This window comes from Lapidilactobacillus concavus DSM 17758 (genome assembly GCF_001435835.1).
Lineage (GTDB): Bacteria > Bacillota > Bacilli > Lactobacillales > Lactobacillaceae > Lapidilactobacillus > Lapidilactobacillus concavus.
Genome location: NZ_AZFX01000087.1, coordinates 1 through 19359, shown reverse-complemented (window position 1 = coordinate 19359; position 19359 = coordinate 1). Strand labels below are relative to the sequence as shown.

The 19359-nt window shown below is 41.2% G+C and carries 12 protein-coding genes; 10 read left to right on the top strand and 2 right to left on the bottom strand.

Annotated elements, in window-relative coordinates; genetic code table 11:
* The first annotated feature begins 672 nt into the window (after positions 1-672).
* Positions 673-1305: a YfbR-like 5'-deoxynucleotidase gene (locus tag FC15_RS07405; RefSeq protein WP_057825392.1), complete on the top strand. Its 633-nt coding sequence runs from the start codon at positions 673-675 to the stop codon at positions 1303-1305.
* 647 nt (positions 1306-1952) lie between these two features.
* On the opposite strand, the gene FC15_RS07400 is transcribed toward FC15_RS07405, so the two are convergent.
* Entirely contained in the window at positions 1953-2798 is an 846-nt protein-coding gene (locus FC15_RS07400; protein ID WP_057825390.1) for an Rgg/GadR/MutR family transcriptional regulator, read from the bottom strand.
* 83 nt (positions 2799-2881) lie between these two features.
* Here FC15_RS07400 and FC15_RS07395 point away from each other — a divergent pair, with 83 nt between their 5' ends.
* The 9 genes from FC15_RS07395 to FC15_RS07355 all read left to right on the top strand — a co-directional run bounded on the left by FC15_RS07395 (position 2882) and on the right by FC15_RS07355 (position 18732).
* Positions 2882-4999 carry a class III lanthionine synthetase LanKC N-terminal domain-containing protein gene (locus FC15_RS07395; RefSeq protein ID WP_057825388.1) on the top strand — a complete coding sequence of 706 codons (2118 nt, stop codon included), beginning with the start codon at positions 2882-2884 and terminating at the stop codon, positions 4997-4999.
* The gene (locus FC15_RS07390; RefSeq protein ID WP_057825386.1) at positions 4999-6594 is read left to right on the top strand and encodes an ATP-binding cassette domain-containing protein; all 1596 of its coding nucleotides are present in this window, start codon (positions 4999-5001) and stop codon (positions 6592-6594) included. Before FC15_RS07395 ends, FC15_RS07390 begins: the two co-directional genes overlap by 1 nt.
* Before the next feature lie 524 nt (positions 6595-7118).
* Positions 7119-9119: an excinuclease ABC subunit UvrB gene (uvrB, locus tag FC15_RS07385; protein WP_057825384.1), complete on the top strand. Its 2001-nt coding sequence runs from the start codon at positions 7119-7121 to the stop codon at positions 9117-9119.
* A 2-nt stretch (positions 9120-9121) separates the two neighbouring features.
* Entirely contained in the window at positions 9122-11983 is a 2862-nt protein-coding gene (gene uvrA / locus FC15_RS07380) for an excinuclease ABC subunit UvrA (protein ID WP_057825381.1), read from the top strand.
* Between the two features lie 289 nt (positions 11984-12272).
* Entirely contained in the window at positions 12273-13871 is a 1599-nt protein-coding gene (locus FC15_RS07375) for an ATP-binding cassette domain-containing protein (protein WP_235803366.1), read from the top strand.
* Between the two features lie 499 nt (positions 13872-14370).
* The gene (gene rapZ, locus FC15_RS07370) at positions 14371-15261 is read left to right on the top strand and encodes an RNase adapter RapZ (RefSeq protein WP_057825378.1); all 891 of its coding nucleotides are present in this window, start codon (positions 14371-14373) and stop codon (positions 15259-15261) included.
* Entirely contained in the window at positions 15258-16277 is a 1020-nt protein-coding gene (locus tag FC15_RS07365; protein ID WP_057825376.1) for a gluconeogenesis factor YvcK family protein, read from the top strand. The genes rapZ and FC15_RS07365 overlap by 4 nt, the downstream gene beginning before the upstream one ends.
* 46 nt (positions 16278-16323) lie before the next feature.
* Positions 16324-17271 (top strand): DNA-binding protein WhiA, encoded by a 948-nt coding sequence (whiA, locus tag FC15_RS07360; RefSeq protein ID WP_057825374.1) that lies wholly within the window; start codon positions 16324-16326, stop codon positions 17269-17271.
* A gap of 330 nt (positions 17272-17601) precedes the next feature.
* Positions 17602-18732 (top strand): lectin-like domain-containing protein, encoded by a 1131-nt coding sequence (locus FC15_RS07355; protein WP_057825371.1) that lies wholly within the window; start codon positions 17602-17604, stop codon positions 18730-18732.
* Positions 18733-19011: 279 nt separating this feature from the next.
* Here the strand turns inward: FC15_RS07355 and FC15_RS07350 are convergent.
* The coding region (locus tag FC15_RS07350) for a transposase (RefSeq protein WP_201779861.1) at positions 19012-19359 on the bottom strand (348 nt) is incomplete at its 5' end.

The following is a 19359-nucleotide window of genomic DNA, read 5'->3' as shown; positions in this document are numbered from 1 at the left end:
CAAAATTCGAAGTCTCCAATTTACCCGTTTTGTAAGTCTGCGAAAGGCGTGCAGACCAACAGAACTTTCACAGCATCACAACCATTTTCCTCCGCAACTTCTAGTTTAGTCTTAAAGATTTACGAACTGAGTTAGAAATACACACTAATTTTCTATTCTTAATTTCAAAACCACAGTTCTGCCTTCACATCTGAGTCAGGGAACGGAGTGGAAAGTTGTTGCCGTGCTGTGAAATACAGTTGTTTGCGAAAGCTGGCTTTCGCAAACTTACTGCAGGGTCGTATTTGAGATTCTGCAGCGCAGAAGCTCAAATCGAAGGCGGAAGATTTATTCGCCGAGTGCTAAGCACGAGCCGAATAAACCTGAAGCCGGCCCCACAAGCAAAGGCAACAGCTTTCCACGCAGAGGACTGACGGGTCTGATCATTTGACAGATATGAGATGCACGAGCCGAATAAACCTGGAGCCGGCGCCACAGCGAAGTCAACAACTTTCCACGCAGAAGACTGACGGGTCTGACAACTCGACAGACAGATAGTGGACTGACGGGTCTGACACGCGAACCGAAGACAGCAAGCAAAATATTAACGCTCAGAAGCAAACTGCCTTGTTTCACACTCTTTTTCGTGCTACCATAGTAAAAATTTACCTAAATCAATAGGAGGCATTTATGATGGGAATGCATGAGTATATTCAAGGACTAACCAATCTTGAGACACTGAATCGCGCGCCGGGTTTCTTTAAGTACCAAGAACACACGGTAGCTGCTCATTCCTTCAAGGTTGCCGAGATCGCACAGCTGTTGGGCGATATTGAAGAGGAGCGTGGGCAGTCGGTCAATTGGCAACGTCTGTATGAAAAGGCCCTGAATCATGATTACACGGAGCGTTTCATTGGTGATATTAAAACGCCAGTCAAGTATGCGACACATGAGCTACGTAAGCAACTGGCGGGTGTTGAGGCGACAATGACGCAGAATTTCATCGACAACGAGATCCCCGAATTCTTGCAGAAACGTTATGCACGGCGGTTGTCCGAAGGTAAAGACGACACCTTGGAAGGGCAGATTTTGTCCGTGTCCGATAAAATCGATCTCCTGTATGAATCCTTCGGTGAGATTCAAAAGGGAAATCCACAAACGGTTTATTTGGACATTTTTCGGGAAAGTATCACGACAATTATTCGGTTTAAAGAATTGAATTCGGTCCAATATTTCTTGAGTGATATCTTACCGGACTTATTGAATGAAGAGTTCACAGACAAGCAACGGTTAGTGGCAATTACGCAGGAATTGCTAAAAGATTGAAAATTTACTTTCAACCGAATTTTATTTCACGTAGGATCTAACGAACAATTGAAATTGTAGGGTTACTTAGCGGTTGATTGACAATGTGTCTTTACTGTCTCGTGATGGGGGAAATTGACCGTAGAAAAATTAAGTGGCATTATTCAACTAATGAAAATACGGGGTTTTGAAAACATCACTTGCTGATGCTTAGGTGAATAAAGGATCGTGGCCCTAAAATATATATAGACATTAAAAAAAGTCCTTGCGACCATCAGGCATTCAAGAAGAATGATCAAACAGTTGCAGGGGCTTTTTAGCTTGGATTTCTTAGGCTTGGGAAAAGAAACCTAAGTGTGCTTAGCGCTACTGAAATTTCTAGTTAATGAACTTATTTAGAAAAATTAAATGCAGATTTTCCAAATGAGCTACATTAATCTTTAATTTCACCTGTAGAGCCTAACACGATAACAATTAATTTTTTGTGCATTTCCAAGTAAAAGTAACAATACCGTCCTCTGAATATTTAGGTTCTTGAACATTCAATGCTAATAATTCAGTCATAATGGATCCTCCTTAAAAAATAGATTTGTAATATCAATTACAAATATTATTATCACTCTAAACGTATCATATTCGGAAAACGTTTCTTATATTAAATATTAAACCTACATCAATTGCTTTAGACTGTCTGTGAAGGCATCACATCCTGCAAAATCAAACACCGCAAGTGCACCTTCAGTTAAAGTGTGTCCTGTTTCTTCGTCACCAGTTTTCAACATAATAATACCTTTATAAAACCTAATGAAGGTTCGTTCCAATAAGAACGCTTCAGATAAATTCTGCCTTTCAAATGAACTGATAAACTTCGTTGCCAGAGAATACTTTTCTCTCTTGATTAGAAGTTCAATCGTGTTTAACAGAATATTTAAGTACATTTCGTACAGACTGCTGTTGCCCTGAAAGATACTACATTTTTCGAAGAGAGTTCCAGAAAAGATATTTATAGTTTCAAGTGGTAAAACAGACATGGTATTTCCATAAAGGATCAGTTCATAATTTCCCCAATCTTCACAAGAGAATAGGTAATTTGTTAGGGCCTTCAAATCGACGTTATCAGCAAGCTTTTTTTCTTGTATATTAGCCAACATTGCCTCGGCCATTATCCAATTCAATTGATCAAAAATTGATTGAGAATCAGTATATTTTTGATTAAGTTTTCTGGTATATCTCTGAAGACTAATCACATTTTGGCTCATAGCCAATTCGGTCAACGCGTTCAGCGTTTTGCTATCCCCTGATAACTCGTAATTGTTCATGGTCATTTGAAACTCATAAGGAGTGACGTTAATTTTCTCCAATAAGTGAAAAAAACGTTGGGTCGAGAGATCAGAAAGACTGTTTTCAAACTTTGAAATCATACTTTTCGAGACAACATCATCTGATAATGAGTTTAGACTTACACCTTTTGATTCCCGAATACTTCTGAATGTCGTTCCGAATTTTTGAACCATGAATTTCACCTGTTTCATATATTAAACAATTGATTGCTTCTTTCGTATTTGGCTTAAGCTATCTCTAATGGAGGTACAGCCAAATGAAAAAATTCAATCAAAAATTAGCACGTTTTAAGCAGGAGCAGTCATTTAACATATATGAAAAAAACCGCTATTGTTACTGGGACCCCATATTACCAATGCTACCAGTTCAAGGATGGAAAATCCACATCTCGTGCTTCTTTGATAACTCAACAGCAATATTCAATTTAGTGTCTTCGTATTGCATTTCTAATTCAATATCCTTTAAATTTATTAAATCCGAAAATGATTTAACTTTTTTATTGTCAAAATCAGTCGCGCGTGCAGATTCTGGAAAATTTATCACAATTTATCCACAAGATGAAGATCAATTTATTGCAATAATTAGATCGCTATATATTCAATTAAAAAATGAAAATGGGCCATATATTCTGTCAGATCGGAGATATTTAGACTGCAGAGTTTTGTACTATCGTTATGGTTCAATAACACGCACTGATGGGTTGATATCTAGTCCAGATGGAAAGATTATGGCAGACAATCGACTCCCATTCTACCAAACTCCAAATTTTGTGCATGATATTCTTCCTGAAAATACGGTAACTAACGGAAAGTCAAAACTTCTTGAAATGTACTCAAATGTTTCTGCGTTACGTTTTTCTAATTATGGCGGGACTTATGAGGCTTTTAATAATTTGAAACATCCAGTGATTATCAAAGAAGCAAGATCTTTCACTGGCATCGATATTTTTAATACAGCTATTAATTGTCGAAAACGCGAAGCAAACTTTCTACAGGTATTAAGCAAAACACAGGCGGTACCCAGACTCGTTGATTCTTTTACTGATTGGGAAAATTTTTACCTAGTCGAAGATAGTGTTGACGGTATTACATTAAAGAAATTTATCGGCGTGCATAATCTTGCGTTCATTAAAAAAAAGAACAGCTTTGAAATTGCGCGTGAATATAAAACTATCGTTACAAAAATTAGATTATTGTTGCAGTGCGTTCAAAATATCCACGATAAGAATGTAAGAATCAACGATATAAATACATCTAACTTTATCATAACGTCCACAAAAGTTGTTTGCATTGACCTTGAAGATGCAAATTTTTTTAATGAGCATTGGCTGGGTCAAGCAGAAACTAGATCAGGATTAGCAATCAACTCCAATTATATTCATCTTAGCGAGCTTGGAAAGGAGAGTCAAAAACTCGGTTATATCATAATGGATATGATTTCAAGCGCCAATTATATGTTAAGCCAAGACGAGAGCGGACAAACTTCAATTAATCTATTTAGGGAATTCTGCCGACAATATCAATTACCAAGACAACTTTTTCTCGTTGTGGAAAGGCTGATAGCTGGTACTGAATCCCCACTAAATTTACTGGCGAATAAAATACCTGAAGTGTATTCTTTGGACAGTTGGAAAAATCATAACAGCATCGGATCATTATTTTCGGGCCGCTTCGAGGATGATAAGAAATATCACATTGATAACCCAATCATGGCTGCGCTTTTACGCTTAGAAAATCCCAAAAAAAATATTATCAATCACTTATTAGATTCATTTGTTTGGCTCGCGAGAAAAAAAGATTTCATGGACCTTAATACTAGAATAGAACAAGTTTGTGGGCACGAGGAACAATCTCAAACCGAGATTTCATATTCAATTATTTCTTTATACCTATATAAAATGACGGCAATAAACAAATTTTTAAGAGTTGCAAGTAATTATGCACAAAAAATATATCAGAATAACTTGTATGAGTCAGAAAACGAGTGTCTAGTTTTAATCGACGAGAAAACTGCTTCCCCATATGTCGATTTTACAGCGGGATTCATGCGAATTCTTCTAATATTGAAGGACTTTGGTATACAGATTGTAAGTAAAATGAAATTCCAAAAAATGGTCAACAGCATAGACAAGAATTTCCCAAAAAATTGGCACTATGAAAATGGTCTATTGGGATTAATAGATTCTTTTATAACCTTCAAAGAAAGTGGCGTTTCACAAACAACCATTCACGAGCTTGAAGAGAAATTTCAAGTTCTAAATATATTTATCAATTCACAACCGCACAATTTATTAAGTGCTAAGCCACAACAATATGAGGAAATAAAATTGGTCATCGCTCGTTTTAATTTTCTGAAAAATAAAGAGGATAAATAATGAAAAAAACATTTACAGAGCATCCATATTTATTAGTCATTAATGTTATTTGGTTGATTATTGATGCTGCACTATCAACTTTTACATCCGTACTTTTAACATTTTCAACGAATGCGATTTTTTCAAAGAACATGAGACAATTATTTTTTTGGATCGCGATTAATTTGAGTGTTTGGCTAATTTTATTGATCAGTGATTATTTCCAAACTGTCTTTCAAGAAAAATTTATTCAAAAAATAATGGTCGAAATTCGAGCGACAATATCTTCACAGATAACTCAAAAATCATATACAGATTTCCACAGAACGAATACTGGTGAATATCTGTCAGAATATATCAACGATGCGGGTAACATTGAAGCAAATTCTATTAGAAAAATATTCTCGTTGATCTCACATGGGGTGCTAATCATCTTTGCAACAATTGCACTCACCATCTATCATTGGCTCTTCTTGCCGGTTATTATTATCCTGTCTCTTCTGATGATGCTATTGCCAAGTAGACTGGCACGACCAATGTCACAAGCAACAGAGAATCTCTCTGATGGCAACGCTAAACTCTCAAATCATTTGACAAACTATTTAAACGGTTTTGATGTTTTTTTCAATTTTAATCGCTTACCAGTTTATCGGAAATTGGTTTCAAAAACAGCATTAAATTATGCACAGACCAAGGTTGATTATACAAAGACAAATGCCCGAGTCACAAACACCATTGGTGGTTTGAGTATTTTCTGCCAAGTCATGGTTGATATTGTGACAAGCATTTTAGCAATTACGGCTCGAATTCCACTAGGTGCTATCAGTTCTACAGGTAATATTGCCTCTACTATTTTTAATTCGCTCTCAAGTTTTAGTAACGAATTTGTACAAATAAAAGCAATAAAGCCACTTTTCGACAAAATAGAGCCTGCTTCTTCTTCAACTGATAATGTCAATGAAGATATCACGCCGATTTTTAATCGGTCGATTACAATTAAGAATCTTAATTATACGATTGACGGGAAAAACATATTTAACCATTTAAATCTAAAACTAGATAAAGGTGGTAAATACGCACTAATCGGCAAAAGTGGTGTTGGAAAGAGTACCTTACTCAAAATTTTAAGTGGGCAAATTACAGATTATACTGGAGAAATCTTGATTGACAACATCAATCTAAAAAAATTGAGTCAAACTAAATTAGTTAACTTACTGCAATATGTAGATCAAAATGTCTATTTATTTAATGATACCGTTGCTAATAATATCTCCTTGTGGGATGAAACATTGTCGCTACCAAATCTAAAGAATTCTCTCAATAAGGCAAAAATTGATTTTACAACAACGAATAAACAAATCATCGCAGAAAATGGTCAAAATCTTTCTGGTGGTCAAAAACAACGGCTTGCATTAGCGAGATTCTTTTATCAACCGAAACCGATTGCTTTAATTGATGAAGGACTATCTGCTCTTGACGAAGTGACAGCAGCAGAAATAGATAACTCATTACTTGCCGACAATGATTTGACTCTTTTAGAAGTAAGTCATCACTTAAGCGACGAAATGAAAGCCAAATATGACAAAATTATTTCTCTTGATCAGAAACAGTCATAAGAAGTGAGCAATCTAAGCCAGCATGCTTGAATAGGCCACTGAATTTGCGGAAGAGAATGAACGACTCACAGTGCTAATGTTCTTAGCAACATGTTTTATCGTTGCTTAGAACATGGAAAATTTGAAGACTTTGCGGGTTGTGCAAAAGCTCCAAATTTAGGCGTAAGAATTTTCCATGGGCTTTGGAAAATCCTGCAGCTGTCCCCACTATGAGTCGTTCATTCTCTGGAGCAAATTCATGTTGCAGTCTCCCACAAACAACGAATTTTTGTTCCCCCAACAATATCGCCAGATTTCTAGTCAAAATTATAGCGAAAATATGTTCGCTATGTTAAAATTACAATTGTATTTTCATATCAAATTAATCGATCAGCAAGTTCGATGAATCGCGCAATTTTATGATCAAAATGAGATGAACAGCCCTTCTTAGCCACTGCGGCTCGAAAAGGGTTTTTGTGTTCATTGACCTATTTTATCAACGTTACTTTACAGGGTCACCGCACTATTCTGAGGGGAGAAATAGTTTGTTTAAACGCGAAACAAATCATCATTTCGAATTAGTTTCTAAATATCAGCCAGCTGGAGATCAAGGGCAGGCCATCGAACAAATTACCAACGATTTCAAATCCGGTAATAAATATCAGATTCTAGAAGGTGCCACAGGGACGGGTAAGACGTTTACCATGGCCAACGTGATCGCTAACTTGAATAAACCGACGCTGATCATTTCTCATAATAAGACGTTAGCCGGTCAATTATATGGTGAGTTCAAGGAATTTTTTCCGCATAATCGAGTCGAATATTTCGTCAGTTATTATGATTATTACCAGCCAGAAGCCTATGTGCCTTCCAGTGATACTTATATTGAAAAAGATTCGTCGATCAATGATGAAATCGATAAACTTCGCCATTCTGCCACTAGTTCGTTATTGGAGCGCAATGATGTGATCGTCATTGCCTCAGTTTCTTGTATTTTCGGATTAGGTGATCCACGTGAATATCAGAATAGCGTACTTTCGTTGCGTGAGGGAATGCAAATCGAGCGTAATGATTTACTGCGTCAGTTAGTCAGTTTGCAGTTTGATCGCAATGATATTGACTTTCAACGTGGTCGTTTTCGCGTGCGCGGAGATGTGGTTGAAATTTTCCCTGCGTCTCGTGATGATCATGCGTTGCGGGTCGAGCTTTTCGGTGATGAGATCGATCGAATCGTTGAAGTGGACGCACTGACTGGTGAAGTGATTGGTGAGCGCGAACAAGTGTCGATTTTCCCAGCGACGCATTTCATGACCAACGATGTGCAAATGACCGAGGCCGTTAAACGGATCCAAGCTGAATTGGATGGCCGTTTGAAAGAGTTGAAGTCGCAGAATAAGTTGCTAGAAGCACAGCGGTTGGAACAGCGGACGACTTATGATATCGAAATGATGCAAGAGATGGGTTATACATCTGGTATCGAGAATTATTCGCGTCATATGGAAGGCCGCGCGGAAGGCGAGCCGCCATTTACCTTGATCGATTTCTTCCCACCAGATTTTAATATTATGATTGATGAATCGCACGTGACGATGCCGCAGATTCGCGGGATGTATAATGGTGACCGCGCACGGAAGCAAATGTTAGTAGATTACGGATTCCGTCTGCCCAGCGCCTTGGATAATCGTCCGTTGAAGCTGGAAGAGTTTGAGCAACATGTCAAGCAGATCTTGTATGTATCAGCAACGCCTGGTCCTTACGAATTAGCGCAAACCGATGAAAAAATTGAACAAGTCATTCGTCCAACTGGTTTGTTAGATCCGAAAGTCGAAGTCCGACCGATCATGGGCCAAATCGATGATTTAGTTGGAGAAATCAATCAACGCGCCGAGCAGAATGAACGTGTTTTCGTCACAACTTTGACTAAGAAAATGGCCGAAGATTTAACTGATTACCTGAAAGACTTAGGTATCAAAGTAAAGTACTTGCATAGTGATATCAAGACATTAGAACGAACCGAAATTTTACGTGACTTGCGTTTAGGCAAGTTCGATGTGTTGATCGGAATCAACTTGTTGCGTGAAGGGATCGATGTGCCTGAAGTTTCATTGGTGGCGATTTTGGATGCGGACAAGGAAGGGTTCTTGCGTTCGGCACGACCATTGATCCAGACGATTGGGCGTGCCGCGCGTAATTCGCATGGTAAAGTGATCATGTACGCTGATAAAATGACCGATTCGATGAAGATTGCTATCGATGAAACGCAACGGCGCCGTGATATTCAAGAGAAGTTCAATGAGGAACATCACATCACACCGACAACCATTATCAAGCCAATTCGTGCAGCCATTCAAGCCATGAAGAAGGCGGATAATTCCGATGATTTAACCGAAGAGTCGGTGAACTTCGACGAGATGACCAAGGACGAGAAGAAGGCTTTGATCAAGAGTTTGACGCAACAAATGCAAGAAGCAGCAAAGAAACTCGATTTCGAGAATGCCGCCAACTTGCGTGATGCATTACTCGAATTAAAAACTGAGGTGGAATAAATTTGGCTAACGATAAAATTGTCATCCACGGCGCACGCGCTCACAACTTAAAAAATATTGATGTCACCATTCCGCGTGATAAATTGGTGGTGGTCACCGGTTTATCAGGTTCAGGAAAAAGCTCGTTAGCTTTTGACACGCTGTATGCAGAAGGCCAACGTCGCTACGTTGAAAGTTTATCTGCCTATGCCCGTCAATTTCTCGGTCAAATGGATAAACCCGATGTCGATTCGATCGATGGATTGAGCCCGGCAATTTCCATTGACCAGAAAACGACGTCGAAGAATCCACGTTCAACGGTGGGAACCGTGACGGAAATCAACGACTATTTGCGTCTGCTCTGGGCTAGAGTGGGAACGCCGATCTGTCCCAATGATGGTACGGTGATTTCCAGCCAGTCCGTTGATCAAATGGTAGATCGCGTCTTGCAATTACCTGAGAAAACGCGCGTGCAGATTTTTGCGCCGATCGTTCGTGGTAAGAAAGGGCAACACAAGAAAGCCTTCGACAAGATCAAGCGTGAGGGATACGTCCGTATGCGAGTCGATGGTGAGGCTCATGAAATCACCGACGAGATTGAACTAGATAAGAATAAAAAACACGATATTGATATTGTTGTCGATCGTTTGATTATTAAAGATGGGATTCGGTCGCGATTGTTCGACTCCTTGGAAGCTGCCTTGCGTCTGTCTGAGGGTTACGCTAATGTTGACGTGATTGGTGGCAAAATGTTGGTTTTTTCTGAACATTATGCCTGCCCATTGTGTGGCTTTACCGTTGGCGAAATGGAACCCCGTCTATTCTCATTTAACGCGCCATTCGGAGCCTGCCCAGACTGTGATGGCCTTGGTGTCAAGCTTGAAGTGGACGTTGATCTCGTGGTTCCGGATCCAACATTAACGCTCAATCAAGGCGCAATTGCACCTTGGAATCCAATTAGTTCACAGTATTATCCTGAATTACTGGCTCAAGCGGCCAAGGCGTTTAGAATTAATATGGACAAACCGTTCAACCAATTGACTGAGCGCCAACGTAATATTGTTTTGTACGGTAACGGCGATAAGAAGTTCCATTTTCATTATGAAAATGACTTTGGTGGCGTCCGCGACGTCGATGTCGAGTTTGAAGGGGTTATCAATAACGTGGCGCGTCGTTACAAGGAAACAAATAGCGACTTCACACGTCAGGTGATGCGTCAATATATGACTGAATTGACCTGCCAGACTTGTCATGGTGCACGGTTGAATCGTCAAGCGCTCGCCGTTAAAGTCGGTCATAAAGATATCGCCCAAGTTTCAGAATATGCCATTAAGGATGCCCTGCCATTCTTCAAGCAGGTCGAACTCTCACAACAAAATGAAACCATCGCTAAGCCAATTTTGAAAGAAGTCACTGATCGTTTAACCTTCTTGTTGAACGTCGGTTTGGACTATTTGACGTTATCTCGTGCGGCAGCTACCTTGTCTGGTGGTGAAGCACAGCGGATTCGATTGGCGACGCAGATTGGTTCGAATTTGTCCGGGGTCATGTATATTCTGGATGAACCTTCAATTGGGTTGCACCAACGTGACAACGACCGCCTGATTGGCTCATTGAAAAAAATGCGGGATCTCGGGAATACCTTAATTGTTGTTGAGCACGATGAAGATACGATGCGCGCAGCCGATTATCTCATTGATATTGGTCCCGGTGCTGGAGATAACGGCGGTGAAGTGATGGCTGCTGGCACGCCGGCGCAAGTGGCGAGAACCAAGAAATCGTTGACCGGGCAATATTTATCAGGTAAACGATTCATTCCGGTGCCGTTGGATCGTCGTCCTGGCATTGGCAAGTCAATCAAAATCATTGGTGCTGCAGAGCATAATTTGAAAGACATCGATGTTGATTTTCCACTTGGAAAGTTTGTCGTGGTCACAGGTGTTTCTGGCTCTGGTAAATCCACACTGGTTAATTCAATCTTGAAACGAGCCCTGGCTCAGAAGTTGAATCGTAATTCAAATAAACCTGGTCAGTACAAGGATATTCGTGGTTGGAAGAACATTGATCGTCTGATTGACATCGACCAGAGTCCAATTGGGCGCACACCGCGTAGTAATCCGGCAACGTACACGGGCGTCTTCGATGACGTTCGTGGTTTGTTTGCACAGACCAACGAAGCCAAGCTACGGGGTTACTCCAAGGGTCGCTTCAGCTTCAATGTTAAAGGTGGCCGTTGTGAGGCTTGCAAGGGCGATGGGATTATCAAGATTGAGATGAATTTCTTGCCAGATGTCTACGTTCCCTGCGAAGTTTGTCACGGCACGCGTTATAATTCTGAGACACTCGAAGTCACCTACAAAGGTAAAAATATTGCCGAAGTTTTAAAGATGACTGCCTCAGAAGCCTTGGATTATTTCTCCGCAATTCCAAAAATCGCTCGGAAGTTACAAACAATCGTTGATGTCGGCTTGGGTTACGTCCAACTTGGCCAGTCTGCCACAACGCTTTCTGGTGGGGAAGCACAACGAATGAAATTGGCTTCTGAATTACACAAGCAATCGCCTGGACACAATCTTTATATTTTAGATGAGCCCACGACTGGTCTGCATTCCGAAGATATCAAACGTTTATTGGTCGTGCTGAACCAATTGGTTGATCAGGGCAATACTGTGTTGATTATCGAACATAACTTAGACGTCATCAAGACGGCTGACTATTTAATCGATCTTGGTCCAGAAGGCGGCGAGGGCGGTGGCGAAATCGTCGCCACCGGAACGCCCGAAGAAGTTGCTCAAGTTGAGGCGAGTTACACCGGCCGATATTTGAAGCCAGTCTTAGAAAGAGATCGCGCGAGAACCATAGCGGAAGACGAAGCCGTACATTAAAATTTATACGATCCGCACTCAATCAACGAGTCATCCAGCTGTAGCTAACCCTATGGCCGGATGACTCGTTTTTGTGACGCCAGGGCATTTGATACAATCGTGAGTGGAACTAGATATGAGTTATTGTTTGAAAATAAAGATTATCTTTTCACAAAAAGCTTGACAACTATCTCAGCTAGCAGCAATGTTATGTTTAATAATAAACATTTTCTAATGAAAGGTAATTTTACTCATAGCAAGTTCAAATACGAACTCGCAATCCATTGGTCTGAAGGATTTATTGAGTCGAGTGACACCCTATAAATTAATTTTACTTGCTATCGTCACGGTCATTAATTCCTTCGTTTCCTTGACCTTTGCTCTAGTAACAACTTGGGCGAGCGAGTTGAGTGCGACGAGTCTTATACAAGATGTGCTTTGGTTTTGTGCCCGCGGATTGCTTTTATACTTGGTTGTCTATGCGGGCTTATTTCTGACTGAAGTGGTTACAAATAGTATTCTGAAGGAAGTCTCGCTCTCGCTAGAAGCAGATTGTATGCAACATTATCTCAACAATGAAGACTTGTCCGAAGATGAAATCGTTTCGATCGTCTCACAGGACGTGCGGATGATTCGTGAAGATTTTTATATTCCAACCTTAACCATACCAACATATATCTGTCGATCGCTCATCCCAATTATTTATCTACTCACCCAAAACTTGATCGTTGGCATCTGTTTTACGATCGGTGCGACTTTAATGTTGATTCCACAACACTTTATGGCATCAAAGTTGTCGAGTCTTGGCAATGAATTTTCGACTGAAAGGGAAGCTTCATTGTCGATGGTGATTGATACTTCTAAAGGACGTTCGACGATCATCAATCATTCGGCCCACCATTTCTTCATGGCACTTCTACGCCATAAATTTGCTCAGACAGAGCAATCTGAATTTTCGCTTCACAATATGCAAGCGCTGATGTTTTCACTATCTGGCCCACTTAAAGGAATTGCGGATGTGGTGCCATTTGCGTTGGGGATTTATTTGATGCGCACGGAACCTAATTTAACGATTCTTTTACTTGTCGCGATGCTGGGAACGGCTGGCAGCTTGAAGAATCAATTCCAGCAACTCATTTATTTAAGCGGTGATATTCGGGGGACAACGGCGGTTAGGCGAAAGGTTGGGCGCGTTCTTGCAACTCGTTCTAACGTGTCGGCGCAAGTCTTACCAACTGTTCACAGATTTAGTTATCTCAGTGTTCGGAATCTTGAGAAGCGGTATCAACAACGAATTTTATTTAAAAATACCAACTTTGAGATCAAAGCTGGACAGAAAGTTTTGATTATTGGTGAGAGTGGTTCCGGTAAAAGCACTTTGCTTGAATTACTCATGCAAGCGAAACAACCTGATCAGCGGCACATCGATCTATTCGAAGTTAACGAAAATGGCGTGCGTCAACCCATTGAGCATTCGCGGCAATTGATTTCATTGATTTCTCAGCGGCCGCATCTCTTTAACTTGTCGATTCGGGACAATATTTGCCTCGGTCAAACATGTTCGGATGATGAATTATTAGCTATTTTAAAACAAGTCCGTTTAGACAAACAACTTGGCGAGCACCCACTTGATTTTATGATTGAGCAGAACGGTGCAAACATTAGCGGTGGTCAACAAATTAAAATTGAGATCGCGCGAGCATTACGCAACCGAAAACAAGTTATTTTTGCCGATGAAATCACTGCAAATCTTGATGCAACAACTTCAAATCAAATTCGTGAACTTCTATTGGGGTTGCCAATCACGATCGTTGAAGTTGCGCATCACTATCCGGACTTCTCTCGGTATGATCAAGTCTTGGAGATTGACAATCAGTTGATCATCGGCGGTAGAATGCGAACTGGTTAATTCTGTTCTAAAAAACGAGTCATTCAGATGTGAGGACAATTACAGCCGGACGACTCGTTTTTAAGTTAGGCTGGGCAATTTGATTCAGTGACAAGTAGACTGAGAGCAAATTCAACGCGTGGGCCTACACACTCTAAGCGTCTTGCTTCACACTCTAAACGTGTTATATCCCACTGAATTCTGCGGTTAACACAATTAAGACTCGAATCCAAAAGCGGATTCGGGTCTTAATCATGTTAATCCTAAATTCAACCCGTGGGCTTCCACACTCTAAACGTGTTGCACAAGGCAGCTTCCTGCGCTTAACCACAATTTCCAAACGATTTGCTACACGAATCATTCAGAAATTCTTGTTAATGCTCAGAAGCTAAGCGCCTTGTTCCACACTCTAAAATTGCTTATTTTCTTGTCTTGGTCTAGAATGGAATTAACAAATGAAACGCCCGGATTGTTTTTACTATATCATTTACACCATCTTGCACCAGATAGGGGAGCTCGCATGAAACCTGATACGTTAAATTTAGTCATCATCACCGGGATGAGCGGTGCTGGTAAGACCGTTGCTATTCAATCCTTCGAGGATTTGGGTTATTTCTGTGTGGATAATATGCCACCCAATCTTTTACCTAAATTCTGGGAGCTCGTTAAAGAATCGGGTAAGATTACTAAGATTGCGTTGGTGATCGATATTCGTTCTCGTGCATTTTATGATGAGATCATCTCGATGCTTTCAGGATTAGAAAACACTAACTTTGTGACGACTAAAATTCTTTTCTTGGATGCCTCCAATGAGGAATTGGTCAGTCGTTATAAGGAGACTCGGCGTTCGCATCCATTGGCAATGGAAGGTCGTTTGATGGATGGGATCGTCAAGGAACGAACCTTGATGCAGGAGATGAAGAATCGCGCACAGTTGATTATCGATACGAGTAGTTTATCGCCTCGTCAATTGCGGGAAGAAATTTTTGAGAATTTCAAGATTTCTGATATTCCCACTTTCCATATTGAAGTGATGTCATTTGGTTTTAAGTATGGCTTGCCAATCGATGCCGATGTCGTGATGGATGTGCGTTTCTTGCCGAATCCATACTATGTCCCAGCTTTTAAGCAAAAAACAGGACTGGATGCTGCGGTTGCCAAGTATGTTTTTGACCAAGCCTCTGCAGAGACTTTTTACCAACAATTGTTGACGATGCTCAAGACGGCGATGCCTGGTTATATCAAAGAAGGTAAGACAAGTTTGACGGTTGCGATTGGCTGTACGGGTGGTCAACACCGTTCAGTCGCGCTCGCACAACGTTTGGGTGAGGATTTGCGCCAACAAAATTATCCCGTGGATGTTACCCATCGTGATTTAAATAAGCGTAAGGAAACGGTGAACCGCTCATGAGTCGAGACAATCGGATTGTTCGTGTGATCAAAGGACGTCGCCCTAAAGTCGTGGTCATTGGTGGCGGCACGGGTTTACCCGTGATTTTAAATAGTTTGCGTCAGCAAAATGCCGATGTGACCGCAATCGTGACGGTTGCGGATGATGGCGGTTCGTCAGGAATTATTCGGAATTATATTAACGTTGTGCCACCAGGGGACATTCGCAATGTGCTCGTCTCGTTATCGGATTCCTCTCAATCGATGCTAGATGTTTTTCAGTATCGTTTTGACAGTAAGGATGCATTCTTCGCAGGACATGCCATTGGCAACTTAATTATTGCGGCACTGACGGAGATGCAGGGTAATATTTTCGATGCCGTTCAAACTTTATCCAAAATGATGGATGTGGATGGTCATATTTATCCGGCATCGAACGAGCCACTGACCTTGAACGCTGAATTTGTAGACGGCACGATTGAATCTGGTGAAACTGAAATTTCCAAGCAACGCAAGCAGATCAAGCATGTTTGGGTGACGGATACGGATACACCAGATGAAACACCAGAAGCCGTGTCACCAGTTATTGAAGCAATTCAAGAAGCAGACGTGATCGTCTTAGGACCAGGAAGTTTGTTCACCAGTATTTTGCCTAACTTAATGATCAAAAACTTAGGTGAAGCGGTGCGGACGAGCCCAGCTGAATTGATCTATATTTGCAATATCATGACGCAAAAAGGCGAGACTGAGAGTTATACCGATGCCGAACACGTTCGTGTGATCAATGATCATTTGGGTGGAAAGTATGTGGATACGGTGTTGGTCAACGCGGGTAAAGTTGGGCCGGATGATCTTGATTACGATAGATATGATGAATATTTATTGCAAGTCAAGCACGATTTTGAAGGTTTACAGAAACAGTGTGATTGCATCATTTCCGATAATTTCCTCTCGTTGCATGATAACGGCGTTTTCCATGATGGCGATAAGGTTGCGACCGAAATTTTGAATCGCGCCTTTCAACATACCAAACATTAACTACCACTCGCGCTTAGAAATTTTTCATTAGAAAGGGTGTGTCTCAATGGCATCTTATGCGAGCGATGTGAAAAAAGAATTAACACGTTTAGAGGTTCATCCCGAGCATGCGCGTGCTGAACTTGCCGCCCTTTTGCGGATGAACGGGTCTTTATCAATTATCAATCATCAATTTACACTCAACGTTCAAACTGAGAATCCAGCGACCGCGCGCCGCATTTATTCGTTGATCAAGCTGGTTTATCGCGTCGAAGCAGAGTTATCGGTTCAGCGGAAGATGAAGCTGAAGAAGAACAATCAATATATCGTTCGAATCAATCGTCAGGCGATGCCAATTTTGCAAAACCTCGATATTATGGGGAAAAACCAATTGACGATCAACGCACATGTGCCCAATTGGATCATGAAAGATGAGCAACTCAGTCGTTCTTATTTACGTGGTGCTTTTCTCGCAGGTGGGAGTGTCAACAATCCGGAGACAAGTCGATATCATCTTGAGATCTATTCACTGTATGAAACCCACAATGCCGATATCTTGCGATTAATGAATCATTTCGACTTACATGCTAAGACCTCGGAGCGCCGCAGTGGCTACATCAGTTACTTGAAAGAAGCCGAAAGAATCGCTGACTTCTTGCAGGTAATCGGTGCCACCAATGCGATGTTGAAGTTTGAAGATATTCGAATCATTCGCGACATGCGGAACTCCGTCAATCGGCTGGTTAACTGTGAGAACGCCAACATGAACAAGACGATCGATGCGGCCACGAAGCAAATCGAGAATATCAAATATATCGCCAACACCATCGGATTCGAGTCCTTGCCGCTCAAGCTACGCGAAATTGCGGAATTGCGTCTGAACTATCCTGAGAAGACGCTGGGAGAATTAGGCGAGCTTGTTCCCAGCGGGGCGATTTCGAAGTCAGGAATCAACCATCGTCTGAGAAAGCTCAATGAGATGGCTGAGAAAATGCAACAGGAGAAATCAGCCTAGTGATTGAATCAGCACACCTTTAAGCAGGTGTGCTATTTTTTTTGCTTTTAAGGTGGCTGGGTGGTCAATTGAATCAGTTATAAGAGTTAGCTAACCAAGTAAAACCTGATGGTAGGATCAATGAAAAGCTTGCCAGATCAATCTTTCTGTTTTCAGAAATCATTTTCTCATCACTGATGGTCAAAACCTAACCATAATTGGTGTTATATAATCTTCCCAAATGCAGAAACTTATCGTATACTCAAACCATCGATAAACCGTTTGCAAGTAATGCGCCAGGGTTGGGGGACCTAATTACTTGCATGTTCAGCATGACAGGGGGAGAAGTCGATGAATCGGAAGCTTGTGCGGAGGATCTATCAGGCTGTAATTGCTGTTATTTTATTAACACTATTTCCAAGCCAAAGTACACTTGCTGCAATCGCGAAGCCAGGCAGTGTGCCAGCACCACCAGCATCAACGCTAAACATCGCGAATCAATTCGTTCGAAATCCTAGCTTTGGTAATTCGGATTTCATGACAGGTTATCCACAAGCCGTCGTTGTCACACCAAGCAAGTTGACACAGACAGGTAGTATCTGGTCCAAAAATAAAATTGACTTGAACCAATCATTCACTTATAATACTTGGCATTATCTAGGTGACAAACAAGGTTCCGTTGCAGATGGGATGGCTTTCGTTCTGCAGAATGATTCACGGGGTCAAAGTGCTTACGGATCCGTCGGCGGTGGCTTGGGTGTTTATCCATATGGTTGGATTTACAACAACGGGATTGTCAAGAATTATGTTCATAATGCGTTAGCCATTGAAATGGATGACTGGTGGAATAACATCAATGGTAAAGCCGATGATGGATTTGATTTAGATATTCCTGGAAATGTCGTGAATCCAAACTTGGTGGGTCATATCGCCGTCGTTCAACCGCGACTTGTCCCGTCTAATGACTCTAAAGATTTGCACCACTTTCAGTATCAATTAGGCAACACAGCTTATCGATTGGCAAATAATAAATGGCGAAAGTTTATGGTCTCATGGGTACCAACAGTGACGTACGTTAATGGTATCCGCATTCTGGGTGGAGATCTCAGTTATACCTTCGGCGAGCAAGTCGATGGCAACGGCGCCTATCCAACGCAGACTTTCCACATTCCGAATGTACTGACCTACTTCAATAGTGATCACGTATACTTCGGCTATACCGGCGCAACTGGTGCGTATCCAACTTTCCAAGCCGTCAGTGTTGATAAGCTGCCACAGACAGCCGCACCCATTACCCTGAATTTCGTTGAGAAGGGAACTAACACGGTGTTGGCTGATCCCATCACCATGAATGGTGAACCTGGTACGTCTTGGAATGGTGCCTCTCGCCGGCAAGATTGGATCCAAAAAATGGCATCTGGTATCACTATGTCGGCGAATATAATACGACGCCAACGGGTCAACTCGAGACGGTTGTATTGATGTCAAGGGTTGATAAGTAAGCGTGTAATAAGATAAGTAAATAAAGGCTTTCCGTGGTTTGAGGTTTGGTTCTAAGCCGGAAGGATAATCGCGGATTTTTGCTATGAGGGAAGTCATCCAAGATTGGTGAATTTGAAAAGTCATCGGTCAATACGGTTATTGAGTTGATAAGATGGTTAGCAAAATAATGGTGAGTTGACAAGATTGCTATAGATAATTTGGGAGCGTCAAGAATCTTGTGTAAATGAAATGCCTTCGTACATATAATATGTATCTAACTTAAATAAATGATGCTTCCAAGGTGTCCTGGAGTCCTTTGAACCCTCGGTGGATCCGCTTCAGAGACTTCTCGTTATAAACATTAAACTGAGAAACCAGGAAGCGATCCAGTGAATCTTCCGTTGGAAATTGTTCTTTGTGGTGGGTGGTGCGCTTGAGATGCTTATTAAAGTTCTCAATCAGGTTAGTGGAGTATAGTGATTGCCGGATAGCTGGTGGAAAGTCCATGAAAGTGAGTAAATTCGGCATTTTAAGCAGATCTTTGATTAATTTGGGATAGGTCTGATGCCAATTGTTGGCGAACTCATTCAGTTTCAGTTCGGCTGCTTCACGGTTGGCGGCCCGATG

Coding starts and splice junctions, on each gene's coding strand:
- FC15_RS07395 (WP_057825388.1), top strand. CDS start 2,882: ATGAAAAAATTCAATCAAAAATTAGCACGTTTTAAGCAGGAGCAGTCA.
- whiA (WP_057825374.1), top strand. CDS start 16,324: ATGGCATCTTATGCGAGCGATGTGAAAAAAGAATTAACACGTTTAGAG.
- FC15_RS07355 (WP_057825371.1), top strand. CDS start 17,602: ATGAATCGGAAGCTTGTGCGGAGGATCTATCAGGCTGTAATTGCTGTT.
- FC15_RS07365 (WP_057825376.1), top strand. CDS start 15,258: ATGAGTCGAGACAATCGGATTGTTCGTGTGATCAAAGGACGTCGCCCT.
- FC15_RS07405 (WP_057825392.1), top strand. CDS start 673: ATGGGAATGCATGAGTATATTCAAGGACTAACCAATCTTGAGACACTG.
- FC15_RS07390 (WP_057825386.1), top strand. CDS start 4,999: ATGAAAAAAACATTTACAGAGCATCCATATTTATTAGTCATTAATGTT.
- rapZ (WP_057825378.1), top strand. CDS start 14,371: ATGAAACCTGATACGTTAAATTTAGTCATCATCACCGGGATGAGCGGT.
- FC15_RS07400 (WP_057825390.1), bottom strand. CDS start 2,798: ATGGTTCAAAAATTCGGAACGACATTCAGAAGTATTCGGGAATCAAAA.